Genomic DNA, 26,793 nt, shown 5'->3' with positions numbered 1-26,793 from the left:
TACCATGATTGCCGTTTCAGGGGCCTGGCCCAAAGAGACAGCCTGCGAATCAAGACCTCACCGAGCCAGGCATGTCAAAACCCCGCTGCTATACTGAGGCTAATCCACTCAAAAACAAGACCTCATGGCATATCCCACCGACATTTCCGAGCCTTATCAGGGCTTATACCCGGAGTCCGGCCAGGCATGACGATCAACGTCCTTATCTGTGACGATTCAGCCATGGCGCGTAAACAGATGGCGCGCGCGCTACCCGAACACTGGGATATCGAACTGCACTACGCGGCAGACGGCAGGGAATGCCTGGAGCGCCTCCGGGCGGGCGAGGGAGAACTTCTATTCCTCGACCTGAATATGCCGGAGCTCGACGGCTACCAAGTGCTGAACGCCATCGCTGCCGAAGATCTCGGCGCCCTGGTCATTGTGGTGTCCGGCGACATCCAGCCGGAGGCACGGGCCCGTGTTCTAAAAATGGGAGCGCTCGATTTCATTCGCAAGCCGACAGATCCCTCCCAGGTCCGCGAATTACTCATAAAGTTCGGCCTGTTTCGGGACGATCAACCGCAGGATACGCAGATCACCACGGCCTCGCCGGAGACCAGCCCTGAAAACCTGTCGATGCTCGATTGCCTGCAGGAGTTGTCCAATGTCGCGATGGGCCGCGCAGGCGACCTTCTCGCGCGGCTGCTACGCGTCTTTGTCAAAATGCCAATTCCCAAGGTCAATACACTGGAAGCGAGTGAATTGCGGATGGCGCTGAGCGTCGCCGAGAACAACAACACGTACTCTGCCGTCTGCCAGGGTTTTATTGGCGCAGGACTCTCGGGAGAAGCACTTCTGCTGTTCTCGGACACCAGCTTTGACGACATGGCCAAGCTGTTGCGATACGAGCCCGAGGAAAAAAGCGGTATGGAAATCGAACTACTGATGGACATGTCGAGCATCCTGACCGGAGCTTTCCTGAAAGGACTTTCCGATCAGATGGATATCCCCTTCGGCATGGGTCATCCCTCGGTACTTGGCCAGCACATCCAGATTGGCGATCTGCTGGAACAGAAAAGCGATCACTGGCGCAAGATGCTGAGTATCGAAATCAACTATGCCATCGAAGGCCATAACATCGACTGCGACTTGCTGCTGCTCTTCACCGAAGACTCGATACCGGCCCTTGAAGAAAAACTCCACTACTTGATGGATTAGGCACGACCACGATGACAAACGGCATGATCGATATTCGCGAATTCCACTGGATGATGGATATGCTGGAATCCATCGAGGTGGGACTCGTCGTCCTCGACCTGGACTATCGCATTGTCGTCTGGAATGGTTTCATGGAAAACCACAGTGGCATTACGGCATCGCGTGCGCGCGGCGACAATTTGTTCGAACGCTTCCCGGAACTCCCTGCCGCCTGGCTGAAACGCAAAGTGGAATCCGTGGTCCTCTTGAAGACCCGGGCTTTTACCTCCTGGGAGCAGCGTCCCTATCTTTTCCGCTTCCGCAACTACCGGCCCATTACGGGCACCGAAGCCTTCATGTACCAGAATCTGACGATCAGTCCCCTCGTCAGCACCGACGGGACCGTCAGCCATGTGTGCCTGATCATCTACGATGTCACCGATACGGCCGCAGGCCGTAAGGCGCTCGAGCGCGCCAACGCCCAATTGGAAAAGCTGAGCCAGACCGACCGACTCACCGGACTCCTCAATCGAGGCGCCTGGGAAACGCTGTTAGTTAATGAGTTCGAAAGATTTCGGCGTTATCGTCATCACTGCGCGCTCGTCATGTTCGATATTGACCATTTCAAGCGGGTCAACGACACATGGGGCCACCAAGCCGGCGACGAGGTCATCCGAACGACGTCGCGCATCCTGCGCCAGAATTTACGGCAGACGGACATCGGCGGACGTTATGGCGGAGAGGAGTTCGGTGTGATCCTGCCGGAAACTGACGCCCGCGGCGCCCGGATCTTCTGCGAAAGAGTCCGCAAAAATATCGCCGACACGACAGTGAGCACTCATGCCGGCGACATAAACTATACGATCAGCCTTGGCATCAGCATTGTCGATGACACCCAGTCGGACTACACCCAATGGCTGGAGCAGTCCGACAAGGCCCTCTATGCCGCCAAGGAAGGTGGCCGCAATCAGGTCCGGATCTTTGGCGAAGACTTGGGTCCGGACTGAACCTGCCCACTTTCGATACGTCTGAGCGCACGCTGGTAATGGGGTTCACGCTGATCCTGGGATGACACGCAAATATCGAGATTGCGTACCAGACCATCGGAGATGGCGTACACCCAACCGTGTATCGAGAGTTCCTGTCCACGCTGCCAGGCGTCCTGGACAATCGTCGTCTGGCAGACATGACGCACCTGCTCGATAACATTCAGCTCACAGAGCCGGTCGACTTTCTCGTCCTCGCTGGTAAGCGCATCCAACTGCCCCTGATACTTGTCCCGCACATCCTGGACATGCCGCAGCCAGTTGTTGATCAGGCCCAGCGCATCATCGCGTAGCGCCGCCCTGACCCCGCCACAACCGTAATGACCGACAACCATGACGTGCTTCACCTTGAGGACGTCGACCGCGAACTGCAACACCGACAGGCAGTTGAGGTCCGTGTGCACAACCACGTTGGCCACATTACGGTGGACGAAAAGCTCGCCAGGCAGCAAGTCCACGATCTGGTTCGCCGGCACGCGGCTATCTGCACAGCCAATCCAGAGATACTCCGGCGCCTGTTGCTGGGACAAACGCATAAAGAACTGCTCGTCCTTGGACTTGATATCGTCCGCCCAGGACTTGTTACGTTGCAGGAGATTTTCTAGCAAGCATCCATTCCTCTTCAACATCGACAAACCGCAGTACCGCACACCGTGGGTCGGTACCGGCGCCTACAGCCCCTGCATTGGACGGCATTTGCCATCTATAGGCAAGCACCGCCATGCCGGGGCTTGGTGATCTCTTATCCCCGATCGCCGCTGACGGGCACGTGAATCGTCGTCTGAGCCAGATCCAGCAGCTCACGCAGGGCCACCGAGAACATGGCGTACTCCGGATCCACCACGCCGCGCAACTCCGTTTGCATCGCCGTCCAACGCTCGATCAGGTGTTCATGTTTCTCCGCCCAGCGTTCGATGAGGACCTCAGGCTCTTCTTCGCTGCCCTGCCCGAGGACGCCGACCGTCAAGGCACGCTGCTGCCAATCCAAGTCCTCCCGGAAGCTCTCGCGCGCCAAAGCCTGCCAGTGCGTGGTCGGAGTCAAACGGTTGATGGCTTGAGCGAACCAGTTCAGTTGCAGGCGCTCGCCCAGCGCATAGTAGATACGCGCCACACGTTCGAGGGGCAGACCTGTCATATGGTGCGCTTCGACGATGCCCAGCGCCGCATAAAGATAAGGCGCGCCGGCCACAACGCCCGACACATCACCTGGCACGCCCTGATCGACCAGCTCGTCATAGCGCGTCTTCCATTCGCGGGCCGCCTGCTCTCCGAGGTGCCCCGGGAGATCATCCGCAATCTTTCCGATAGGCGCGGAGAAGCGTGCCATGTGCTGCTCCAGATCCAGCTCACCACGGCGATTGCGTAACAGCCAGCGCGAGGCCCGCCGAATCAGGCGCATCAGCTCTGTCATCAACTGCATCTGCAAGGAGCTGGAAATCTTGAAGTCCAGCGCCTCGATCGCTTCCCACCAATGATCCAGGCGATAGATATCGCGGGCTACGATCCAGGCGAGGGCGATACCGGCCGGCGATGCCCCAGTGGACTGCCGCAGGCGATCCACATAGGTGATCCCCATGTGGTTCACCATATCGTTCGCAATTTGCGTGGAAATGATTTCACGTCGCAGTTGGTGTCCGCCCAGTTCCTTACCGAAGCGTTTGACCATCGCCGCCGGGAACATCTTGGCAATCTCTGGAGCCAGCCCCGGAATATCCGGCAGATCAGACTGGTTGAGAACCTGCTTGAGATCGCCTTTAACGTAGGAAATCAGCGTCGAAAGTTCCGGCCGGGTCAGGCCCTGCTCATGCAGTTTGCGTTCATTGATCAGTTCCTCATCCGGCAGGAATTCCAGTTGCCGGTTGAGCTTGCCGGCACTTTCCATCCCACTGATCAGGCGGCGGTATTCCTCGATCCGCGTCCTGGCCTCCGACGCAGCAATGCTGATCGCCTGTGTCTGGCGATAGTTATTCTGCAGGACCAGTCCGGCCACTTCCTCGGTCATCTGTTCAAGGAAAACGTTACGCTGCTTTTCGGTCAGATCGCCGTTGGCGACCAGACTGTTGAGCAGGATCTTGGCGTTGACCTCATGATCCGAGCAGTCCACACCACCGGCATTGTCGATGAAGTCCGTGTTGACCCGGCCGCCCTCGAGGGCGAATTCGATACGCGCCAGTTGGGTCAGGCCCAGGTTGCCGCCTTCGCCAACCACCTTGCAACGTAAATCGCAGGCATCAACCCGCAGACCGTCGTTGGCCTTATCGCCCACTTCGGAGTGCGTCTCGTCACTGGATTTGACGTAGGTCCCGATACCCCCGACCCACAACAGGTCGACCTCGGCCTGCAACAGTGAGTTGATCAGCATATTTGGCGGCATCCGGTCGACCTTGATGCCGAAGGCTTCTTTCATCTCCGGACTGATCGGAATCGATTTGGCGCTGCGGTTGAAGATACCGCCACCCTTGGAAATCAGCTCAGCCTTGTAGTCTGTCCAGCTCGAACGCGGCAGACGGAAGAGGCGCTCCCGCTCGGCAAAACTGGCCGCTGCATCCGGATTCGGATCGACGAAGATATGCAGGTGGTTGAACGCCGCCACCAGCTTGATGTGGCGAGATAACAGCATCCCGTTACCGAAAACGTCGCCGGACATGTCACCAATGCCGACCACGGTGAAATCGTCCTGTTTCGGGTTGATATCCAACTCACGGAAATGACGCTCGACGGATACCCAGGCGCCACGCGCGGTAATCCCCATTTTCTTGTGGTCGTAGCCGTTACTGCCACCGGAGGCGAATGCATCTCCCAACCAAAACCCGAACTCCTGGGATATCGAGTTGGCAATGTCGGAGAACGTCGCCGTTCCCTTGTCCGCAGCAACCACCAGATAATAGTCGTCCTCATCGTGACGGATAACCTGCACCGGCGGCACCACCTTGCCGTCAACGAAATTATCGGTCAAATCCAGCAGGCCGTGGATGAAGGTCTTGTAGGACTCAATCCCCTCTTTCTGGATTGCATCCCGGTCGCCGCCTTCCGGCAACTGCTTGGCAACAAAGCCGCCTTTTGCCCCGACCGGGACGATGACCGCATTCTTAACCTGCTGAGCCTTGACCAGCCCCAGGATTTCGGTGCGGTAATCCTCAAAGCGGTCGGACCAACGCAACCCGCCCCGGGCAACCTTACCGCCCCGCAGGTGAACACCCTCGACCCGCGGCGAATAGACGAAGATCTCGAACATCGGCACCGGCAGCGGCATATCCGGAATGGCCAACGGATTAAACTTGAAGCTGATATAAGGTTTGGCCTTGCCATCCGCATCCGGCTGATAGAAGTTGGTCCGCATCGTGGCCTTGATCAGTTCCAGATACAGCCGCAGGATCCGGTCTTCGCTGAGGTTTTCGACATCGTCCAGCCCAGCGTTGAACTCCAACTCCAGTTTCTGCTGTGCCGCGGCGCACTGCGCTTCGCTTTGGAAGGTCGCAGGATTGAAACGCACCTCGAAGAAATCCAGCAGCGACTGCGCCAGCGACATGTGGTTGACCAGCGTCGACGCAATGAACGCCTGGCTGTTAGAAATGCGGATCTGCCGCATATAGCGGGCATAGGCCCGGAGCATGGCGATCTTACGCCAGTCCAGGTAGCAGGCCAGCACCAGCCGGTTGAAGGTGTCATTCTCCGCTTCGCCGTACCAGACTTTCTCGAACAGGGTTTCGAAAATCGGACGGATACGGTGAATATCGATCACCTTGCCGCTATAGGCCTGCAGCGAGAAATCATGGATCCAGACAGTCTTGCCGGAACGATCGATCGTTTCGAAGGGGTGCTCTCCCAGTACCCGGAAGCCCAGGTTTTCGAAGATGGGCATCACTTCCGACAGGGGAATGGGCTCGTCCGGATGGAAGAGTTTGAAGTGCAGCGTGTTCTCTTCCTCTTCCAGCGCCCGGTAGAAACTCATGGCCAGGCGACCGGTATCCTTCACCCGCGTAACGTGATCGATATCGATCACCGCTCGACGGGGTGAAAACAGGTCGCGGTATCCGCTGGGAAAGGCATTTTGATAAAGCTGGATGAGCTGGTTACCGCGCTCTTCGCCGTGAGCCTCATAGAAAGCTTCCAGCAGTCCGTCACGCCAGGACTGCGCCAGCTCAATGACCTTTTCCTGCACCTCATTGACTGGCAGGATACGGTTCTCCTCCGGCGGCACACGGACCGTAAATTGGACCCTTGCCAACACCGACTCGGAGAAGTAGACGTTGAATTCGATATCCAGAGCCTTGAGCGCCTCGCTAAGGACCGCCTCCGCTTTAAGCCGCAATTCCGTGGTGTAGATATCCCGTGGGAAGAACGCCAGGCAGGTCACGAACTGCCCGTAGACATCCTCGCGCATGAACAGGCGAATCTTGCGTCGTTCCTGGATATACAGGATATCCAGCGCCACTTCGAGAATCTCGGCGGTATCGATCTGGAACAACTCGTCACGTGGATAGACGGCCAGGATCTGATCGAGTTCCTTGCCGGCATAGTCATCCGGCATAAAGCTGGAACGGCGAATCACCTCCATCACCTTGCGACGCAGCACCGGCACTTCATCCGGACGCTCGTTGTAAACGCGCGCTGTATACAGGCCGAGGAAACGGCGCTCACCGATCACCCGGCCCTTACTGTCGAACTTCTTGACGGCGATATAGTCCGGATAGGCCGGGCGATGAACCCGGGACCGTTGCGCGGACTTGGCGAAGATGAACAGGTCATCCGAACGGGTCATCTCCTGCCGTGTCTTTTGCGGCAACTGCGAGATGCTGACCCGGGAAGGCCGTTCGTTGTGGGATCGCAGAATACCCAGCTCCGAGTCCGGAACCTGCTGAACGATGATATCGCCCTTCTTCTCAACAAAATCGTATTCGTCATAGCCAAGGAAGGTGAAGTGGTCTTCTGTAAGCCACTGCAGGAATGCCCGCGCTTCTTCGATCTTGTCCTGGCTTAAATTTTTCGGAGGGTTGTTCAGCTCTTCGAGCAGGATGCGGGTCTTGTCGCGCATCAACGGGAAGTCCGATACCGCGATCCGGACCTCTTCCAGTACCTGCTTCAATGCGTCCTGCAACTCCTGCAGATCCTCTGGATTGCTATGGCGGTCGATCTCCAGAACGATCAGCGCTTCGAGATTGCCCTTCTCATCGCCATCCATCGTTTTGCAAAGCTTCTTGAGCTTACCGTTACGATCACGGTCGATCTTCAGGATCGAATGATGCAGCGTGTGAATACCCAGTTCACGCTGGTTGATGGCAATACGGACGGAGTCGATCAGGAAGGAGATATTCGGGTGGAGGATATAGATCACAGAGTGCGTCGACTGCCAGCCATCTTCTTCCAGGTCAGGGTTGAAGATGCTGACCAGGGCTTCACCGTCGGCCCTTTGCTGGAGAAACTGCCAGGCGGCCAGGACATTGCCGTAGGTATCCGAGAATCGTCGCATCAGCATTTCATCGAGCGGCAGATGGGCGAAATACTGGACTGAGAAATCAGCCACTTTTCGGGCTTGGGTGGAGCTGAGTTTTTCCTTGAACGCATTCGCCAACTGTTGAAGAAAATCTTCTCGGCTGGTGACCGTTAACGCATTCATGTCGCGATTCCCGTAATCTGTGAACGAATTGTAATGAAACCCGTCGCGGCACCCCTGGTCGAAACGGCGTCATCACACGCCACCTCGCGATCCGAGGCGCTAATCACGCCATCGGGTGGGCATTGGCAATGCCGGAGGACGATTCTTGTTGTTGAAACGTTGCTACTGGAACAGTCGGTTTTGGTGCATTGATTGCTGAGACACTGGCTACGACAACGCCTGATCATAGGAATAAGCATAGCAGCGTGAGCAAGTTGCCTTGATTTTTGAGCGTGGCTTACAAACACTGGAGCATTCCGGACGAAATCGACAGACGTTTTCCTACCGGATTCCGGCAAACTTCGGACTTGATTGATGCCAACGCGTGATGCGTCATAAACACATGCATTTCGGCAATGAGAAGACAGGGGTAATAGCAGTGCAACAGTTGGATACGAGCATGGAATTGCAGGATACCTTCGCTTCACTTCGAGGCATATTGGCCAAAAGGATCATAGGTCAACAAAAGCTCGTCGACCGGCTGCTCATCGCGCTGCTCGCGGATGGACACCTCCTGGTCGAAGGAGCTCCGGGGTTGGCCAAGACCACTGCGATCAAGGCCCTATCGAGTCATCTCGACGGCGACTTCCATCGCATCCAGTTCACTCCCGACCTGTTGCCTGCCGATATCACCGGCAGCGAAATCTACCGGCCCCAGGTCGGCACCTTCGAATTCCAGAAAGGCCCGATCTTTCATCACCTGATCCTGGCCGACGAAATCAACCGGGCACCGGCGAAGGTTCAGTCGGCCCTCCTTGAGGCCATGGCAGAACGCCAGGTCAGTGTCGGCCAGCAGACTTTCGCGCTGGACCGCCTCTTCCTGGTCATGGCGACCCAGAACCCGATTGAGCAGGAAGGCACCTATCCGCTACCGGAAGCCCAGCTCGACCGTTTTCTGATGCACGTCCGGATCGACTATCCGGATGCCGTCGCAGAGCGTGCCATCCTGGCACTGGCCCGTCGTGATTACCGGGACGGCGAACCGGCTCCGGCACTCAAGCTGTCCCGGCAACAGGTCTTCGACGCGCGTGATCAGGTCGCAGCCCTTTATATGGCGGAAGCCGTCGAGGACTATCTGGTGGCACTGGTGCTGGCCAGTCGCGCGCCGGGAGAACTCGACAAGGCACTGGCCCGTTGGACCGCTTTCGGTGCCAGCCCGCGCGGCACCATTGCACTCGACCGTTGCGCTCGCGCCCACGCCTGGCTGCATGGCCGTGACTATGTCAGCCCGGACGATGTCAGAGCCGTCGCCCACGACGTGCTGCGCCACCGTATCCTGCTCACCTTCGAGGCAGAGGCAGAAGGGATCACCTCCGATCAGGTCATCGATCGCCTGCTCGATCGCGTACCGGTAACCGCTTGATGGGGGCGCCCACAGCGATGACTGACCTCGCCCGCACAGCAGTCGATCTCGATGACCTGATCCAGATGCAGGCGGAAGCCCGCACCCTGAAATTGCCGGCCCGGACTCCCGCACGATCCGGGCAGCTGGGCTCGCACCTGTCGATTCACCAGGGACGGGGTATGGAATTCGCCGAAGTTCGCCTGTATCAACCCGGCGACGATATCCGGGCTATCGACTGGCGCGTCACCGCTCGCCGCCAGAACCCGCACACAAAACTGTTCCAGGAGGAGCGGGAACGTCCGGTGCTGATCCTCTGCGATCTGGGGCCATCGATGTTCTTCGGCAGCGTTCGCGCCTACAAACAGGTGGCGGCGGCACAGTGCAGCGCAACCCTCGCCTGGATGGGCCTCTATAACGGCGACCGGGTCGGCGGCGTGGTGTTCAGTGAGAGCAATATCGAAGTGCAGCGCCCCGTTCGCCGCCGACGTGCGGTTTTGCGCCTGCTCGACAGCCTGAGCCGCGGGCAGCGGCAACAGGTCGACAGTACGCAGGAAGACGCCGCCAGCCGGCTCAACGAAGCTTTGGTCGAAACAAGGCGGATCGCGCATACCGGCTTCCGTATCTACGTGATCAGCGACTTCATGCAGGCCGACGAGACCAGTGCTCGCCTGCTCAACCAGTTGGCCCGACACAACCGGCTGTCGTTGATCCGGGTGGTCGACCGCTTCGAACGTGAATTGCCGCCGCCGGGGCGATATGCCATCGCCAGCGGCGAGGGAACGCTCTGGATCGACACCAGTAACGCGGCGTTTCGCGACGCCTTCGACAAGCGCGTCAGGGAACACGAAACCCGCCTTGAAAACCTGTTCCGGTATGCCGGCATACCGGCCCTGACCCTGGATACCGAACAGTCTCCGACGCAGGTCCTGCGCCAGCTCACCCGCTGAACGCAGCCGCCAACCATCGCTGGATTCGAACGACGCTACACATGACTGCAACCGATCCGCTACAACACCTCAAAGACATTCACCTGCCGCCGCCTGTCAGCTGGTGGCCCCCGGCTCCTGGCTGGTGGTTGCTCGCGGTAGTGGTGATACTGGCTATCCTGTTGCCCGCCTTATGGCTCTGGCGCAAGCATCGCCGTAATCGCTGGCTACGGCTGGCCCAAAAAGAACTGCAGCGCCTCGAAACCCGCGCGGCTCCAACGCCCGAGTTCTTCAGTGAGTTAAATGCCCTACTCAAGCGTGCAGCACGCCTGCGCTATCCGGCCGATGCAACCGATACTCTCAGCGGCGAAGCCTGGATCGGGTTTCTGCAAACCCGCGCGCCCCGGCTTTCCGAAAGCGCACTGCGACAACTCGCCGAAAGCTGCTGGCATCCTGAGCCGCACCTGCCGCTCCAAGACGGCCTGCGTCTCGCCGGCGACTGGCTGAGGGCGCAAAAATGCTGACGCTCGCTTACCCCTATGTGCTGCTGCTCCTGCCGCTGGCCCTGCTGCTGCGCCCGCGTCGCGTGGAACCCAGTTCCGTCGCCGCACCCCACCTGCCGATCCATGGGTGGTTGAGCCGGTTGCCCGGTGTCGGCATCTCGACCCCCACCGGTTCCCGATGGCGCAAACTGATACTGCTTCTGGCATGGATTGCGTTGGTGATCGCTCTGGCCCGGCCGCAACACGTCGGCAAGCCGGTTAACCTGTCGCTATCGGGAAGGGATCTTTTGCTGGTCGTCGATATCTCGCCCAGCATGCAGACCCATGACATGGTGATGAACAACCAGCAGGTTTCCCGCCTCGACGCCGTCAAGGAGGTGGTTGCAGACTTTATCGCCCACCGCAAAGGCGACCGGATCGGTTTGGAGCTGTTTGGCACCCAGCCTTACATCCAGGCACCGCTGACCTTCGACCACAAAACGGTGCAAACCCAGCTCGACGAATCCCAGCCGGGTATGGCCGGTCGCGCCACGTCCATCGGCGACGCCATTGGCCTGGCCGTAAAACGCCTCAAGGACCGCCCACAGAAGGAACGCGTTGTCGTACTCCTCACCGATGGTGCCAATACCGCAGGGCAACTGCCACCGGCGAAGGCCGCGGCTATCGCCGCCGACGCCCATGTCAAAATCTACACCATCGGTATCGGCGCCGATTCAATGCAGCAACAGGGTTTTTTCGGAATGCAAACGATCAACCCCTCAGCCGATCTCGATGCCCAGTTGCTGAAGAAGATTGCCAGTAAGACCGGCGGCCAATACTTCCGCGCGAAGAACACGCCGGAACTCGCCCAGATCTATCAGGCCATCGACCAGTTGGAGCCCATCAATCTGCAGAGCAAGCAATACCGGCCGACGACAGAACTCTTTGTCTGGCCTCTGGGCGTCGCTGTGATCCTGTTCCTGTTGGTGATATTCGCACGTGCGATCCCACTGCCCCTCCGCCCCGGGCAACGGCAAAACGCCAAAGAGGAGGTGAACCATGGCTGAGGCGATCATGACCTTCGTCCATCAATTCCACTTCCTGCGACCACTCTGGCTTCTGCTGTTTCTGCTGGTGCCGCTGGTTCCCGTGGTCTGGCGCCGCATCAGCCGCGACAAGAGCGGCTGGGAAAGCGTTATGCCCTCCCCCTTGCTGCGTCCCTTGTTAAGCGGCAGCCAAAAGGCTGTAAAGGCCATGCACCCCGCCTGGCCCATTACCGTGCTGGTGGTCGCCAGCCTGGCCCTTGCCGGCCCCAGCTGGCGGCGCGCACCGACGCCACTGCACCAGGAAACGGACAGTCTGGTGGTGGTCATGGACATGTCCCTGTCGATGCTGGCAACCGACGTCAAACCTGACAGGCTGACCCGCGTCAAACAGAAACTGAGAGACCTGCTTTCACTTCGCCAAAGCGCCTTCACCGGTCTGGTCGTCTATGCCGGCGACGCGCACACGGTGACGCCCATCACCGACGATACCCGCACTATCGCCACCCTGCTGCCGGCCCTTGATCCCCTCATCATGCCTGCTACGGGTAACAGGGCCGACCTGGGGATCAAAAAGGCCATCCAATTGATCAAGCAGGGAGCCCCCGGCCCCGCCCATATCTTGCTGATGACCGACGACGTCAGCGATCAGGTCGCCGAACGTATCCGGGCGGCCCTGAAGGATACCGGTTACCGGCTCGACATCCTTGTTGTCGGTACCCGTGCGGGCGGCCCGATCCCGGTACCCGATCACGGCTTTATCCGGGACAACGGCAAGATCGTCATGGCCAAGGCCCGGCCGGCGGTACTGGAAAAGCTGGCGGCGGCAACCGGTGGCAGAGCGGTTCCGATGACACTCAACGACAGCGACCTGCGCAGTCTGGATGTCAGCGGTGCGCAGGGAGACAGCTTCAAGGATTCCAAGGGCCAACTGAAAATCAATCGCTGGCAGGACGATGGCTACTGGCTCGTCTGGCTGCTGTTGCCGCTGGCGCTCTGGTGCTGGCGTCGCGGAGCGCTGCTGGTGGTGCCGTTGCTGCTTCTGATGCCCTTCTCGGCACCGCCGGCACAGGCCAGTACCTGGAGCAATCTCTGGCAACGACCGGATCAACAGGGATATGCCGACATTGCCAAGGATCCCGCCAAGGCCGCCACCGAATTCAAGGATCCCATGTGGAAAGGGTCAGCCCTCTACCGCGCTGGCCAATATGCGGCCGCGGCCAAAGCCTTTGCGGACGTCAAAACTCCCGATGCCGATTACAATCGCGGCAACGCCCTGGCCAAGGCCGGAAAGCTGCAGGACGCGATTCAGGCCTACGATGACGCCCTCAAGAAGACCCCGGATATGCCGGACGCCAAGGCCAACCGCGCGCTGGTGGAGAAACTGCTGAAGAAACAGAAGCAACAGCAGAAAAATTCACAGAACCAGAACCAGAACCAGAACCAGAACCAAAAGAAATCGGGCTCGAAGTCATCCTCCGACAAGAATGGTTCTGGTCAGTCTTCTTCGTCCGACAAGTCAGGAAAGTCTTCGAAACAGGACAATTCCTCCCAAGACAAGGACAAGAACGACAACAGCGGAAAAGGGTCGAAAGACGATCAGAAGTCGAAGGACCAGTCCGGCAAGGGCAAGGATGACCAATCACAGAAATCATCCGATTCAAACCCTGACCAAAAGTCATCGACAAAGGATCAGTCGTCGAAAAAATCCGGTCAGGATCAGGCGGACAATGACCTCGGCCGCAAGAAAGACAACGCCGGAAAGACCGCTCCGCGCATTCCGAAGGTTGGCAACGCGCAACCCAACGAAGCCAAACAGGACAGGGCCGCCGGTGGGCAGGAAAAATCGCCACTGGATGACCTGACCCAGAGCGACCAGCAATGGCTGCGGCAGGTGCCTGACGACCCCTCAGGACTTTTGCGACGCAAATTCCTGTATCAGTACCGCCAACAGCACCAAAATGACGATTCCCAGCAACTGGATGACGATACCCCATGGTGATGCGACGAATGGTGATGCGACCAACCCTTGCCGTACTCTCCGTATTTTGCCTCTGGCTCGCCTCATTGAGCTTGGCCAACGCGGCAGGAAACAAACTCGATGTATCGGTGGACCGCACCCGAATCCACGCCGACGAGACGCTCACGATGACCGTCAAAGGCAAGGTGGATATCCACCTAAGCTTCCAGAACCTGCTGAACTTCAACATGTCCCAGATTCCCAAACCGGACCTCGGCGATCTGGAACAGAATTTCGATATCGTCAATCAGGGACAGAACTACAACGTCCAGACCATCAACGGGCAAGTCAACGCCAATGTGGACTGGACCTTTGTCCTGGCGCCAAAGCGAACCGGTGTATTGACCATCCCGGCCTTGAGCTACAAGGGCGCGACCTCCGACCCGATCAAGATCACCGTTCTGCCCGGTTCTTCGGCGACCGGCGGCGCCCAGGGCCCCGCATCCCTGACCGTGACGGTGGATAAGAAAGAGGTCTACGAGCAGGAACAGGTGGTCCTGACAGAGGTGCTGGAATACCGGGGACCGCTGTTCAATGGCAACCTGTCGGATGTCTCCGTACCGGATGCCATACTCCAGCCACTGGGGCAACCCGACAAGTTCACCCGCATGCACAATGGCGAGCAGTATCAGGTCCTGAAGCGGGAATATGCGATCTATCCGCAGAAAACCGGCACACTGACGATTCCCTCCCAGACCTTCACCGGACAGGGCCAGAACCCGATGACCGGTTCGCTACGCTACCTGCACGCCAACAGTGCGCCGATCGACATCAGTGTGAAGGCGCCACCCGCCAGCTTTAAGGGGTCTGAGTGGCTGCCGGCGACCAGCCTTATCCTGACCGATAAACTGAGTGAGGCGCCAAACAGCATCCAGGTCGGAGACAGCGTGACCCGAACCATCACCATTCACGCACTCGGACAGACCTCCGCCGCCCTGCCGCCATTGAATCTGAGCTATCCGGCCGTATTCAAGAGCTACCCGGATCAGCCCAAACTGCACTCGACGGTCAACAATGGCACACTCGACTCCACCCGCACCGAATCCACGGCGCTGGTACCCATGCAGGCCGGCAAAGTCACGCTACCTGCGGTGAAGGTGCATTGGTGGGATACCATCAACGACGTTGAGCGCGTCGCGGAAATACCGCCCAAGACGCTGGATATCCTGCCTGCAGCAGGATCGTCGGCACAACCGCAGTCGACATCCAACGGTAACCAGCCTTCCAGTTCGCCCGCGCAACCGCCCGCGCCCGCCCAGGCACCAGCGCCCGCAGGCAAAAGTCCAGCGACAGTACCGGCGGGCACCATCTGGACATCGCCATGGCTTTGGGTCAGCGCCGTCCTGCTATTGGTCTGGTTGGTCACCATGGCACTCTGGTTACGCGAGCGTCGACGCGGACGCGGCATGGGCCTGGCAGAGGGCCTAGCGGCCAAACCCACAGAAAGCGATCTCTATGGTCCCTTGCGGCAGGCCATACTGGAAGGTGATTCGAGCGCCCTGAACCTGCTGCCGCGTTGGGCACAACGACATTTCCACAATCCAGCCCTGCAGACGGTGGCGGACGTGAAGGCATTCTTTAATGACGGGGCGTTTTCGGCAGGGATGGATGCGCTGGAGCGGAGACTGTATGCCCATCCGGATCACCGCGAGTCATGGGACGGCAAGCCTTTGGTCAGCCGGTTGGAAACCCTCAGCCGGGGAGGCTCCAGCCGGAAGCCATCGGTAGACGATGGCCTTCCCCCGCTCTACAGCCAGCGCTTCAAGGCAGGCGATGATCGATCGAAATAGCGATGGGGGTGCTGGTCGTCCTGACCGGCACCGGCCCCACCTTGCCTTCCCAGTCACCGCTGGCCGGCATCGCCGAACCCGAGCTGGAGATCCTGGCGATCAGCATGACCTGGTCAACGCTGGAAAGCTTGGCAACCGGTGTCATCGCCATGCCATCGTTCAGGGTCACCGTTACCGGTAACGCACTGACCGGATACTTGGCCACGGCCAAAGGCATAGCCGGTCCCTTGACCGCCTTGGCATAGACAAACAGGGTGGCATTCTTAGGCAGTTCATCCCGATAGGCCTTGCCGACAGAGACGCTGACCGTCATTTGCGGGCCGGCATCGCCCGCCGGGGCTGCCTTCGAAGCGCTATCGCCGCCTTGGTCTGAGGCGGCCAGATCTTGCGGTACCGCCTTACCCAGCCGTTCATAGGCACGCGCGATACCCTCCTTGATCACCGGCAGCTGTGGCGTGTCGGGCGCCACTTTGATGATGCGCGACCAGCTCTTGATAGCGTCCTGATAATCGCCCGCCTGGAACGCCATAATGCCCAGCAACCCCAGTGCATTGACGTCGTCCGGATTACGCGAGCGTGCTTCCGTTATCGCCTGGAGCACGTCCGGCGTGGGCTTTTGCCCTGATGCGAAGAAGCGCGCTTGCGCCACCAGCCCCCAGGGCGCGGCGGCCGCTTTGGGGCCCGATTCGCGCTCCACCGCGTGGGCCAGCTTTTCGAAAGCCCAGGCGGCGTCTTTATACTGCTCCAGGTTCATGTAGGAGCGGGCCAACAGCACCCAGCCATCCAGATTGTCACGATCGTTCAGCAGGCGCTGACGGAGCTTGCCCAACAACCCGATCAACTGGTCATGATCGAGATGGTTGGCCTGGGACATTTCAGCAATCAGGTCGGCCTCGCCGAGCTGGTTAGAGGCGCCGATTCGCAGATACAGGGAAAAAGCCAGCAGAGGAATGAGGACAATGCTGACGATGGCAACCGTTAACGCCCAGCGCTTGCCGGACCGCTGCCGGGGACCTGCGGGCACATCGACATCGTCGAGCAGGCCGCCATCCAGCTCTTCCTTCAGCGCCCGAAACTCTTCGTCGTCCAGCACGCCGGCCTCCCGCTCGGCTTCCAGTTCCGCCAGACGCGTCCGGTACGCCACCAGGTTCTGCGCCTTGCTGTCGGGCAGCCGGTCAGCCGGTTCCCGGTGAAAGATTACCGGATAGAACACAAAAACCAGCGCCAGGGCCGCCATGAGCGCAAGGCCCATCCAGAGTGCAATCGTCATCACGTTGTCGTTATCCTAAAACCGTTGCAGCAGAAGTGGACGAGCCGTCTAATTCAGGACGTGCGGCTATCCTCATCGAGTAGTTGCCGGAGACGCTCCCGCTCCTCGGCGGAGAGACGCCCCTCCCGGTCCCGCTCATGTGCCAGACGCCGCCCTCGCATCGCCAGCACCCATACCACCAGCAGGCCAATGACGCCGACCACGAAGGGCCCATACCAGAGCAACCAGGTCCGGCGTTCCAGCCGGGGCTTGTAGAGCACGAACTCACCGAAGCGGGACACCAATGCGTCGATGACCTGCTGATCTGTCGCGCCATCGCGAATCATGGCTGCCACCTTGGCACGCATATCGGCGGCAATCGGTGCTCCGGAATTGCGGATGTTTTCGTCCTGGCACTTGGGACAGCGCAGGATATCGGTCAGATGTTCGTAGCGGGCGAGTTTTGCGGGTGTATCGAACTGATAGGGATCGACCGTCGCCTGAGCGGTCAGCGCCCAACAACACAAAAACAGGGAAATCCACCAACGCATGCGAGATCAGCCTCCCTGTCCGATTTTATCGATCAACGGTTTGATCTTGTTTTTCCAGGCCTGGCTGTCGAGCGCGCCAACCTGCCGATAACGGACGATACCCTTGGGATCGATCAAGAAGGTCTCCGGTGCGCCGTAGACACCCAGATCGAACCCCAGGGTCCCCTTGTTATCCTGGATGACATAGGCATAAGGGTTACCGCGCTGCTCAATCCATTGCTTCGCCTTGGCAGGATCGTCCTTGTAGTCGACCCCGACAATGTAGACACCCTGCTTCGCCAATTGCATAAGGTAGGGATATTCCATCTCGCAGGTGGGACACCAGGTGGCCCAGACATTGAGCAGCACGGTTTTACCCTTCAACTGCTCGGGGCCCACCATCTTGTCCGGCTGCTGTAACAGGGGCAGGTGGAAATCCGGCACCTGGCGGCCGACGAGTGCCGAGTCCAGATGGGACGGGTCCTTTCCGATACCGTTATAGAGGATAGCGCCCAGAATCACTGCCAGAACGACCGGCAGGAACAGCATCAAACGCCTCATGCAGACACCTCCCCGGGCTTGGCCGAAACGCCTTCTTTGCCTCCCGCCAGATCCGTTTCGACCGTGCGCCGGGAGCGAATGCGGTAGCGCCGGTCGGATATCGCCAGCGCACCGCCAATCGCCATGACCATGGCGCCGAACCAGATCCAGCGAACCATCGGTTTATACTGGAGCCGCACCGCCCAAACGTCCTTCTCCAGCGGCTCGCCCAGGGCGACATAGAGGTCCCGGAACAGGCCGGCATCGATGGCCGCTTCCGTCATCACCTGCCCCGTGACCGTGTATTTCCGTTTCTCCGGATACAGCACAGCGATAGGCTTACCATCCCGGTAGACATGGAAGATAGCCGCCTCAGCGCTGTAGTTCGGCCCCTGAACATGCTCGACGCCGGTGAACACGAATTTCAGGTCGTTGATCATGTGACTGTCGCCTTCGCCCATACGTACATCATGAGCGACACCGTAGTTGGACACGATGGTCACACCGAGAATCACCATGGCCAACCCAAGGTGCCCGAACACCATGCCCCAGTAACTGCGCGTCAGACGGCGCAGACCGGAGGCCCTACCCTGGCTGTGGCCACTCTTCTCCCAGAGATCACGGGCTGTGGTCAGGACAATCCAGATGGCGATCGCACACCCGATGAAGGGCCACACCCGGAAGGCGCCATACACTTCGCATAGCACGACTCCGGAAACGATGGCACCGATCGCCGGCCAGACGATCCTGTGGGTGATATGGCGCGTTTCCGTGCGCTTCCAGCGGGAGAAAATACCCAGTCCCAGCAAGATGGCCACGGCCACCACGATGGGTGGAAAGACGATGTTGAAGAAAGGTTTGCCGACCGAAATCTTACCCCAGTTCATCCCTTCGAGGATCAGGGGGAAGATGGTACCGAGCAGGACCAGCAGCAGTGCAACCAGCAGGAAGACATTGTTCAGCAACAGCATGATTTCCCGCGAGAAGATCCCCTCGTAGGTGGCACGGCTGCGCACCACCGGGGCCCGGAAAGCGTACAACACGAGAGAACCGACGACGGCAATCCCGAGCAGCGCCAGGATGAACTTGCCCCGCTCCGGCGACGCCGCAAAAGCGTGTACCGACGTCAGGACCCCCGAGCGGACCAGGAAGGTGCCCACCAGACTCATGGCAAACGTGAGGATAGCCAGCAGCACGGTCCAGCTCTTGAAGGCGCCCCGCTTCTCCGTCACGGCCAGGGTATGCATCAAGGCCGTACCGGCCAGCCAGGGCATGAAAGAGGCATTTTCCACCGGGTCCCAGAACCACCAGCCGCCCCACCCCAGTTCGGCATAGGCCCACCAGCTGCCCAGCGCAATACCGCAGGACAGGAAAGCCCAGGCCACCGTGGTCCAGGGGCGCGACCAGCGAGCCCAGGCCGTGTCCAGCTTACCTCCCATCAGCGCGGCAATGGCGAACGCAAAGGCCACGGAGAAACCGACGTATCCCATGTAGAGCATCGGCGGATGGGAGATCAGGCCGATATCCTGCAACAGGGGATTGAGATCGACACCGTGGGTCGGCGAATTGGGCAGGAAGCGCGTAAAGGGATTCGACGTCAGCAGGATAAAGAGCAGAAAGCCGACACTGATCATGCCCATGACCGACAAGACACGGGCCACGAATTCCTGCGGCAGGCGCCGGCTGAAGATCGCCACGGCCAATGTCCAGACACTGAGAATCGTCACCCACAGCAACAGCGATCCTTCATGACCGCCCCACACCGCACCGATCTTGAAATACCAGGGCAACAGGGCGCTGCTGTTCTCGGCCACGTAACGGACCGAAAAGTCATCGGTCAGAAAGGACTGCATCAGGACGAGGAAGCTGAAGATCACGAAAACGAACTGCCCCGCAGCCAGGGGGCGGGCAAACGCCATCAAACGCGATTGACCGGTATAGGTCCCCACCAGCGGAACCACCACCTGCATCAGTGCCAGAGCCAACGCCAGAATAAGAGCAAAGTGACCGAACTCGGGAAGCATCTCGGACTCCGGTTAAGCAAATGATCGTTACCGTTGTCGGTGGCCCCACCATACCGGGAACCACCCCTCGGCGCTATCCGCCCGACGCGGTGGAAGCCTCAGGCTTCGGTGGCTTAACACCAGCCTTTTTCAGCGCGGCGGCCACTTCGGGCGGCATATATTTCTCATCGTGTTTCGCCAATACCTGATCGGCATCGAACACGCCATTAGGTTCCATATGTCCCAGAGCCACGATGCCCTGCCCCTCGCGAAACAGATCGGGCAGAATGCCGCGGTAAACCACCGGGACCGTCGCCTTATAGTCGGTGATGGCAAATTCGACCTTGAGACTTTTCGGATCCCGTTTGACACTGCCCTTGACCACCATCCCCCCGGCGCGAATATGCGCTCCCTTGGGTACCTGGCCGGCAACGATCTGGGTCGGGCTATAGAACAGGTTGATATTCTGTTTGAGGGCGTAGAGCACCAGGCCGATAGCGACACCAAAGCCCGCAACCAGCGCCACAATCAATATCAGACGCTTACGTCTTACCGGCTTCATGACGACTCTCCCGCCTCCTGAAACGACTGCCCCTTCACAACGCGGCCACCCGGCTTCGCCACCTGCTCACGGCGCATCTGCCGTGCCTGGCGAGCCAGGATACGACGACGACGCCAATGACTGTCAACCACCAACGTGGTTATGACCAACAGGAAAACCCCATAGGCAAGCCAGACATAAAAACCGTGCCCGCCCATGGCGATGAATGCTGCAAAGGAATGAAACTGCATCCGACAACCTCTCTAGCGGCGCGCCGTCGCCGGCGTCACCAGTTCACGCACCCAGCGGGTACGCTTTTCCCGCTCCAATATTTCATTCTGCATTCGGACACAGACGATCCAGGCAAAAAACAGATAGAACGCCAGTAGCATGACCAGCAACGGCAGATACATGGAGGGGGGCATCGTCGGCTTATTGGTCAGCGTAAAGGTGGCGGTCTGATGCAAGGTATTCCACCAGTTCACCGAATACTTGATGATCGGGATATTGACGACACCGACCAGCGTCAGCACGGACACGGCCCGGGCACTGGTCTGGGGATCTTCTATCGCGGCGCGCAACGCAATGATGCCCAGGTAGAGGAACAGCAGGATCAGCATCGATGTCAGCCGGGCATCCCACACCCACCAGGTCCCCCAGGTCGGCTTGCCCCAAACCGAACCGGTGAAAAGCCCCAGGAAGGTCAGAGCAGCCCCCACGGGCGCCGCCGCTTTGGCGAAGACGTCTGCCAGCTTCATCCGCCAGACCAGATGGATGGCACCGGCCACCGCCATCATCACATAGCAGGACATCGCCAGCGCGGATGAGGGTACATGGATAAAGATTATCCGATAGCTATCGCCCTGCTGGTAATCCGGCGGAGCGAAAAGTAGCCCCCACACCATCCCCAACACGAGCAGCGCAATGCTGCTGCCCGCAAACCAGGGAATACAGCGGCCAGCGATATCGAAGAACCACTTGGGTGATCCGAGCTTGTGAAAGAATGCCCACATGCGGGAACTCCCCTTATCAACCATTAGACACGCTGATGCGCAGGGCAGCGGCTGCGGCCAGCGGCGACAACGTTATCGCCAGCGCCAGCAGCGCACCGAGTATGGCGAAATAGCCGTCGACCGGCAGCGCATCAGACGCTGCCATGACCGTGCCGGTACCGAAGATCAACACCGGAATATATAGCGGAAGCACCAGCAGGGACAACAACACCCCTCCACCGCGCAAACCCACCGTTAAAGCGGCACCTATAGCACCAATCAAGCTCAGAACAGGCGTGCCTAACAGCAGTGTTAGACACAACACACCGGTAAGGTTCCCCCCCAGGTGCAACATGGTTCCCAGCAACGGCGATAGCAGAATCAACGGCAAGCCGCTCACCAGCCAATGGGCGAGAATACGCGCCAGAACCAGCCATGCCAAGGGTTGTGGCAGCAGAATGAACTGTTCCAGGGTACCGTCGTCCTGATCGTGACGAAACAGGTGATCGAGCGACAGAAGCGTGGCCAACAGTGCCGCGACCCAGACGACGCCCGGCGCCGCCTTGGCCAGGAAGACCGGGTCGGGACTGACACCCAGCGGAAACAGCGTGACGACGATAACAAAAAACAGTGGCGGGTTGAGCAGATCCTGACGCCTGCGGAAGGCCAGCAGGAGATCCCGTTTCACGGTCACGAGAAAGGCCGACAGTAACCCCGTTGTGGGCGATGTCGAAGTCAGGTCCTGAGACGACTGGTCCGTCATCCGTGCCGTCATGCCGCATCTCCCTGCGCGTCGCCAACCGCCTCGCCCAAAATAACGCGCTGCAATCCCGGCAGCACAATATCGTGGTGAGTCGTCAATACCACGGCGCCCCCCGCCTCGGCGCGACGCAGCAACAGCTTTTCGAGTGCCTGCACGCCGCGGCGATCCAGCGCGGTAAAGGCCTCGTCCAGAATCCAGAGTCGTTCATCGGAAAGATACAGGCGTGCAAGGGCCACCCGTCGTTGCTGGCCGGCCGACAGACTATGGCAGGGCACATCCTCGAAGCCTTCCAGCCCGACCTTGGCCAACGCATCCATAATGGCGTCATCATTCACGGCGCGGCGCGGCTGCAGGTAACTGCGTGCATTCTCGATCGGCGTCAGCAGGGTTTTCACTCCGGGACGATGCCCGATATACAGGAGGTCTCGCTGAAAAGTCTCGCGAGTATGCGCAATGGGCTCTCCGCGCCAAAGCACCTCGCCGTCCAGCGCAGGCGCAAGACCGCACAGGATGCGCAATAACGTCGTTTTGCCACTGCCATTCAACCCTTCAACACGCGTCAGGGTACCGGCATGAACGGCAAAGGAGAGATTATCGAAAAGCAGCCGGTCATCCCGCTCCGAGGCAAGACCCACCGCTTCCAGCAGAGGTTTGGACATCACCGTTCCTGCGCATTTGCTATTGTTGTGTCGTGACGGCTATTCCCATGATCGCCATCGACAGCGCGTCAGGAACTCCGGTATATCACCTTCTCGATTCCCACGACGCGGCCGCTTTGACAGAGGACCAGCAGGGACGCCTATTATATAGGATGCATGCCAGGATTACTCTTGATGAAAGTCACGCCACCCCCAGCTTCGACGCCGCCGCAGGAAACCTCCCGGACACCGGCTCAAACCGTCGAAGCCTCACCCGAAAGCGGTCAGCAGCAACCCGCGAAAACTGCTGTTGCACTGCTCGACAGCAGTAAGCTGCAACCGGGACAAACTGCGGTGGCCCAAGTGCTCCAGACACTGGCATCGGCCGACGGCGGCAGCACCGGGTCGCGTATCCTGCTGGCCCTGCAGGGTCAGTCGGTTCCCGTGGAATCCGATGTCAGCCTGCAACCGGGACAATGGGTCAAGGTCGAGCGCACCGGCAACCAGCTACGCCTGATGGAGCTGATCACCCCGGATGGGCAGTCCACCTCCGGCGCCGACCGCCTGGCCCAGGCCCTGGCTCAACGCCTGCCCTTTCAGCAACGCCTGGACAGCGGACTGCGGCAACTGCTTCAGACACTGGCCTCGTTGACATCCGATACGGAGACCAAAGCCACGCTGGCGCCGACGGCCGCAATGGCAGACAAGGCTTCAGTCGCGCCAACCAAAGCAGCATCTCCCCTGACCGCCGCCCTGCAAAAACTTGTCGAACAGCTGCCGACACAGACGAAACTCAGCCAGTTGGCGAGCCAGCCTGATGCCGCTGCACAGGTCAAGCAACTGCTACGCAACAGCGGACTCTTCAGCGAAGCCAGACTGGCCGCTGCATTGACGCAGGGCCAGGGTGCGCCCTTGCCCGCCGACTTCAAGTTGCTGCTGACAGACGTCATGAACCGGTTGGTCGACATAGCCAATGCCGGGGGCCAAAAACCCGCCGCAGGACAGGCCGGCCTCGCTCAGGCCTCCGTCAGCGATGACCTTGTCCAGGCGCCACTGCGTTTCCCACTGATGCTGACGCCACTACCACAAGCCGCCAGTAACACCGACCAGAAGCAACAGCTCGACACCGGCGCCCTGCTTAAACTGGTTGCAGGCATGCTCAACCGTATTGCGGTAACTCAACTGCACACCCAGAACCTGAACATGCAGAGCACACCGGATTCCCCGGCCCAGCAAACCTGGTTGATCGAAGTCCCCTGGCTCGCCGCGCCGACAGATCCGCGCACCGCCCAGCTACGGCTGGAACGACGGGAGCGGGAAGAGGGACAAAAGGACAAACCCACCCGGCGAATGGTGCAGTGGCATCTGAATCTGGCACTGGACCTGGATGGCCTGGGACCGGTCTATTTTGAAATCGCGCTACGGCAGCGCCGGCTGGACGCCCATATCTGGGCAGAGAAAGATCATGCAGTTCACGTCATCCGGCGTGAATCGGACGGCCTACGGCAACGCTTTACCGAACTGGGCCTGGACGTTGCCCAAATCGAATGTCACCGGGGCCAACCCCGGCAAGCCAAAACACAGCTTGCGCAGCGACTGGTGGATATCAAGGCATGAGCACGAACAAAAACACCGAAAATACCGCCGTCGCCCTCAAATACGATGGCCAGCGAGCGCCGGAGGTCACCGCTACCGGCCGCGGCGCCCTCGCCGACCAGATTATCCGTCTGGCTCGCGAACACGGCATCCCGTTGTACGAAAACCCGGAACTGGTGGATATTCTGGCGCGCCTGGATCTCGGCGAAGAGATCCCGGAAACCCTCTACCGGATCGTTGCCGAGATCCTGGCGTTTGCCTTCCACATCCAGGGTCGCGTTCCCGAGGGGTTCGCACCGCCTGACGACAGCCCTAAGCCCAGCTGATCAGGGCACCAGCACCACTTTGCCGATGTTCTTGCGCTCTTCCAGATGGCGATGGGCATCGGCGGCCTCATCGAACGAAAAAACGGCATCCACATGAGGACGCACCCAACCGTCCGCGTATCCTTCCAGCAGCTTCTGCAGCCAACACTGGAGTTTCTCAACCTCATCCCAAAGGTGCCCCAGGTTAACCCCGAACACACCCTTGTTTCCGTTCATCAGCCCAACCGGGTGAAATATCGGCATGCCCAGCGCTACGCCGGCCAGGCGGAACTTACCCATCAAACCCGACTCCGAGGCGGCCGACACACCAAACATACCCAGGCGCCCGGTGGATCTTAAGGCCCGATAGCTGCGTTTGAGATGGGAGCCCCCAATGGGGTCGATGATCAGTTCCACGCCTTTGCGCTGAGTCAGCTTGGCGACCTCCTCTTCCCAGTCTCCCTGGCGATAATCGATGGGGTGATCCAGCCCCCGCTCCCGCAGAAAGTCGTGTTTACCCGGACTTGCCGTGCCCAAGGTGCGGGCCCCGATATGCTTCGCCACATCCAGCGCCGCCAGACCGACTCCGCCGCCGACGTTGTGGATCAACACCGTATCTTCCGGTTGCAAAGCCCCCATGATGACGAGCAGTTGCCAGGCCGTGAGGTAGTTGACGGGTAAAGCGGCAGCCGTTTCAAAACTCATACTTCCCGGCTTGGGAAAAACATGCTCCAGCGGCACACATACCTGCTCGGCCTGGGCATTGAAGCGACTAAGACCGAGGACTTCACGGCCATGCCAGGACGCATCCACCCCCTTCCCGACGCGGCTGACGACGCCGGAAAACTCATAGCCCAGACAGGCGGGAAATTCAGGTGCATCCGGATACAAACCCTGACGCGCCAACACATCCGCGAAATTCAGCCCCGCCGCACGGACATCCACGATCACCTGTCCGGATTCCGGCATGGTTTCCGCAGCCGTTTCGACTCTGAGCACATCAGCACCGCCAGCATGGGGCACGATTAAACGGCGATTCGGCATAACGGGTCCCTCCTGATTCTTTCGCCGAATCCTATCACCGCTTGTCCCGCAGGGAGAAAGACTTTGGTCGAAAGCATGCCGTTCTGCATGGAAACAAACGGCATTTGAAGTCGGATTTTTCTGATAAAGAGCGGTACTAAAACGGGGTTAGGGTCAGTTCTGGTACTTCGGATAAAACACGGACAGATCCAGCTTGTGCTCGATCAGGTAATGAATCGCATGTTCGAAGGTGCCGGGCTGAAGCTGTTCCTGAAAGTTGATGACCACCATGGAATGCTGGTCATAGTTGTAAGGCTTGAAGCGGGGCATGCCAACGGGTCCTTGTTGGGAAAATCACATCCTATCAGATCGGCGCGGGGAGTGTTTCTACAGGCTCAACGCCAGCATAAGCGGCGGCCTTTAGGCCGTCCGGTGGAGGCCCATCGGGCCGGAACAAACTTAATGTACTTGTTAGCAATTAAGAGGACTAAACAAAACTCCTTTTACTCGCTTGAATTTTATAGTTGAAATGTTCATGGGCTTTCCATTTACACTCGGAGTAGGCGGTTTGACGACAATCACCTTTGCCGCTTCTAAGGCAGGATTATCTATGTATAGATTGTAATTTTCATATACATTACATCCCCATGCATCTGTATACCCACCGCATGGTTCCCTGGGATAAGCTTCAGTCCATTTACCAGCCTTAAGCTTAATGATTTTTCCATCAACATTGATTTCGAAATCACTTTTTTCCCAAGATACCTTATCCGACTTTAAAGCCTCAACATGCAATAGAATCCGGTATTGATTAACACCAACCACATACTCAGATGTTTTGTCTCTATATCTGAAATTGTCCGGTATTGCGGAGCATCCAAAAGTTGTTTCGGCACCGGAGTCTCCCGAAGGTTTAAAATAAGTCGCCGACATAGGAAAGCAACCAGAAGTTAAGATCATTATAAAAAAAATGCAGGCCAGCCTCATGCCAACTTTCTCCGATTGCTAACGCCAGAGCGCACCGGCGCACTTTAGTGCGTCCGCGTGACGCGACTTGTTAACTGGGATTAGGCACATAGCCCTCAAACTCCAACCCGAGGCTACGCGACAGTTTGTTAGAGACCTC

At 59.0% G+C, this 26,793-nt stretch carries 24 protein-coding genes; 10 read left to right on the top strand and 14 right to left on the bottom strand.

What is annotated here, in order from left to right:
- Positions 1 to 186: 186 nt before the first annotated feature.
- Positions 187 to 1,200: a response regulator gene (locus CLR77_RS19695; RefSeq protein ID WP_097462435.1), complete on the top strand. Its 1,014-nt coding sequence runs from the start codon at positions 187 to 189 to the stop codon at positions 1,198 to 1,200.
- A 23-nt stretch (positions 1,201 to 1,223) separates the two neighbouring features.
- A complete protein-coding gene (locus tag CLR77_RS19690) occupies positions 1,224 to 2,186 on the top strand; it encodes a GGDEF domain-containing protein (RefSeq protein WP_227520020.1) in 963 nt (320 codons plus the stop codon).
- Here CLR77_RS19690 and can read toward each other — a convergent pair.
- Positions 2,147 to 2,833, bottom strand: a complete 687-nt coding sequence (can, locus tag CLR77_RS19685) for a carbonate dehydratase (protein ID WP_227520019.1) — start codon at positions 2,831 to 2,833, stop codon at positions 2,147 to 2,149. The genes CLR77_RS19690 and can overlap by 40 nt on opposite strands.
- A 134-nt stretch (positions 2,834 to 2,967) precedes the next feature.
- Positions 2,968 to 7,842 (bottom strand): NAD-glutamate dehydrogenase, encoded by a 4,875-nt coding sequence (locus tag CLR77_RS19680; RefSeq protein ID WP_097462432.1) that lies wholly within the window; start codon positions 7,840 to 7,842, stop codon positions 2,968 to 2,970.
- 439 nt (positions 7,843 to 8,281) lie between these two features.
- On the opposite strand from CLR77_RS19680, the gene CLR77_RS19675 reads away from it, so the two are divergent.
- Genes CLR77_RS19675 through CLR77_RS19650 form a run of 6 tightly spaced genes read left to right on the top strand, consistent with a single transcriptional unit; the run spans position 8,282 to position 15,487 of the window.
- Positions 8,282 to 9,244, top strand: a complete 963-nt coding sequence (locus tag CLR77_RS19675; protein WP_097462431.1) for an AAA family ATPase — start codon at positions 8,282 to 8,284, stop codon at positions 9,242 to 9,244.
- 17 nt (positions 9,245 to 9,261) lie between these two features.
- A complete protein-coding gene (locus tag CLR77_RS19670; protein WP_097462443.1) occupies positions 9,262 to 10,173 on the top strand; it encodes a DUF58 domain-containing protein in 912 nt (303 codons plus the stop codon).
- Positions 10,174 to 10,214: 41 nt separating this feature from the next.
- On the top strand, positions 10,215 to 10,676 hold the full coding sequence (locus CLR77_RS19665) for a DUF4381 domain-containing protein (protein ID WP_097462430.1): 462 nt from the start codon (positions 10,215 to 10,217) through the stop codon (positions 10,674 to 10,676).
- The gene (locus CLR77_RS19660) at positions 10,670 to 11,701 is read left to right on the top strand and encodes a vWA domain-containing protein (RefSeq protein WP_097462429.1); all 1,032 of its coding nucleotides are present in this window, start codon (positions 10,670 to 10,672) and stop codon (positions 11,699 to 11,701) included. The genes CLR77_RS19665 and CLR77_RS19660 overlap by 7 nt, the downstream gene beginning before the upstream one ends.
- Positions 11,694 to 13,679, top strand: a complete 1,986-nt coding sequence (locus tag CLR77_RS19655; RefSeq protein WP_227520018.1) for a vWA domain-containing protein — start codon at positions 11,694 to 11,696, stop codon at positions 13,677 to 13,679. The genes CLR77_RS19660 and CLR77_RS19655 overlap by 8 nt, the downstream gene beginning before the upstream one ends.
- Positions 13,673 to 15,487 carry a BatD family protein gene (locus tag CLR77_RS19650; RefSeq protein ID WP_097462428.1) on the top strand — a complete coding sequence of 605 codons (1,815 nt, stop codon included), beginning with the start codon at positions 13,673 to 13,675 and terminating at the stop codon, positions 15,485 to 15,487. The genes CLR77_RS19655 and CLR77_RS19650 overlap by 7 nt, the downstream gene beginning before the upstream one ends.
- On the opposite strand, the gene ccmI is transcribed toward CLR77_RS19650, so the two are convergent.
- From ccmI to ccmA, 9 genes are all read right to left on the bottom strand, one after another.
- Positions 15,459 to 16,757: a c-type cytochrome biogenesis protein CcmI gene (gene ccmI / locus CLR77_RS19645; protein ID WP_097462427.1), complete on the bottom strand. Its 1,299-nt coding sequence runs from the start codon at positions 16,755 to 16,757 to the stop codon at positions 15,459 to 15,461. The two genes, CLR77_RS19650 and ccmI, sit on opposite strands and share 29 nt — an antisense overlap.
- Before the next feature lie 53 nt (positions 16,758 to 16,810).
- The gene (locus tag CLR77_RS19640; RefSeq protein WP_097462426.1) at positions 16,811 to 17,287 is read right to left on the bottom strand and encodes a cytochrome c-type biogenesis protein; all 477 of its coding nucleotides are present in this window, start codon (positions 17,285 to 17,287) and stop codon (positions 16,811 to 16,813) included.
- A gap of 6 nt (positions 17,288 to 17,293) precedes the next feature.
- Entirely contained in the window at positions 17,294 to 17,827 is a 534-nt protein-coding gene (locus CLR77_RS19635; protein WP_097462425.1) for a DsbE family thiol:disulfide interchange protein, read from the bottom strand.
- Positions 17,824 to 19,830 (bottom strand): heme lyase CcmF/NrfE family subunit, encoded by a 2,007-nt coding sequence (locus tag CLR77_RS19630; protein WP_097462424.1) that lies wholly within the window; start codon positions 19,828 to 19,830, stop codon positions 17,824 to 17,826. The genes CLR77_RS19635 and CLR77_RS19630 overlap by 4 nt, the downstream gene beginning before the upstream one ends.
- Positions 19,831 to 19,903: 73 nt before the next feature.
- Complete coding sequence (gene ccmE / locus CLR77_RS19625; RefSeq protein ID WP_097462423.1) at positions 19,904 to 20,371, bottom strand: cytochrome c maturation protein CcmE; 468 nt, start codon at positions 20,369 to 20,371, stop codon at positions 19,904 to 19,906.
- Complete coding sequence (ccmD, locus tag CLR77_RS19620; RefSeq protein WP_097462422.1) at positions 20,368 to 20,601, bottom strand: heme exporter protein CcmD; 234 nt, start codon at positions 20,599 to 20,601, stop codon at positions 20,368 to 20,370. Before ccmD ends, ccmE begins: the two co-directional genes overlap by 4 nt.
- Before the next feature lie 12 nt (positions 20,602 to 20,613).
- Complete coding sequence (locus tag CLR77_RS19615) at positions 20,614 to 21,363, bottom strand: heme ABC transporter permease (protein WP_097462421.1); 750 nt, start codon at positions 21,361 to 21,363, stop codon at positions 20,614 to 20,616.
- A gap of 16 nt (positions 21,364 to 21,379) precedes the next feature.
- Positions 21,380 to 22,117, bottom strand: coding sequence for a heme exporter protein CcmB (gene ccmB, locus CLR77_RS19610; protein ID WP_264754709.1), 738 nt, complete (start codon positions 22,115 to 22,117; stop codon positions 21,380 to 21,382).
- A complete protein-coding gene (ccmA, locus tag CLR77_RS19605; protein ID WP_097462420.1) occupies positions 22,114 to 22,764 on the bottom strand; it encodes a cytochrome c biogenesis heme-transporting ATPase CcmA in 651 nt (216 codons plus the stop codon). The genes ccmB and ccmA overlap by 4 nt, the downstream gene beginning before the upstream one ends.
- A 174-nt stretch (positions 22,765 to 22,938) precedes the next feature.
- Between ccmA and fliK the strand changes: the two genes are divergently transcribed.
- Together fliK and CLR77_RS19595 are read left to right on the top strand one after the other, a co-directional pair.
- Positions 22,939 to 24,360, top strand: coding sequence for a flagellar hook-length control protein FliK (gene fliK, locus CLR77_RS19600; RefSeq protein WP_158227249.1), 1,422 nt, complete (start codon positions 22,939 to 22,941; stop codon positions 24,358 to 24,360).
- Entirely contained in the window at positions 24,357 to 24,665 is a 309-nt protein-coding gene (locus CLR77_RS19595; RefSeq protein ID WP_097462418.1) for an EscU/YscU/HrcU family type III secretion system export apparatus switch protein, read from the top strand. The genes fliK and CLR77_RS19595 overlap by 4 nt, the downstream gene beginning before the upstream one ends.
- On the opposite strand, the gene CLR77_RS19590 is transcribed toward CLR77_RS19595, so the two are convergent.
- The 3 genes from CLR77_RS19590 to CLR77_RS20065 form a co-directional block, all read right to left on the bottom strand.
- On the bottom strand, positions 24,666 to 25,688 hold the full coding sequence (locus CLR77_RS19590) for a synaptic vesicle VAT-1 family membrane protein (RefSeq protein WP_097462417.1): 1,023 nt from the start codon (positions 25,686 to 25,688) through the stop codon (positions 24,666 to 24,668).
- Positions 25,689 to 25,841: 153 nt separating this feature from the next.
- Positions 25,842 to 25,997 carry a transposase gene (locus CLR77_RS19585; protein WP_097462416.1) on the bottom strand — a complete coding sequence of 52 codons (156 nt, stop codon included), beginning with the start codon at positions 25,995 to 25,997 and terminating at the stop codon, positions 25,842 to 25,844.
- 141 nt (positions 25,998 to 26,138) lie between these two features.
- Entirely contained in the window at positions 26,139 to 26,654 is a 516-nt protein-coding gene (locus CLR77_RS20065) for a hypothetical protein (protein ID WP_143269450.1), read from the bottom strand.
- Positions 26,655 to 26,793 lie beyond the last annotated feature (139 nt).

Source organism: Mangrovitalea sediminis (assembly GCF_002514725.1).
In the GTDB taxonomy this organism is placed as follows: Bacteria; Pseudomonadota; Gammaproteobacteria; order Pseudomonadales; family Oleiphilaceae; genus Mangrovitalea; species Mangrovitalea sediminis.
This window is presented reverse-complemented; position numbering and strand designations above follow the sequence as displayed.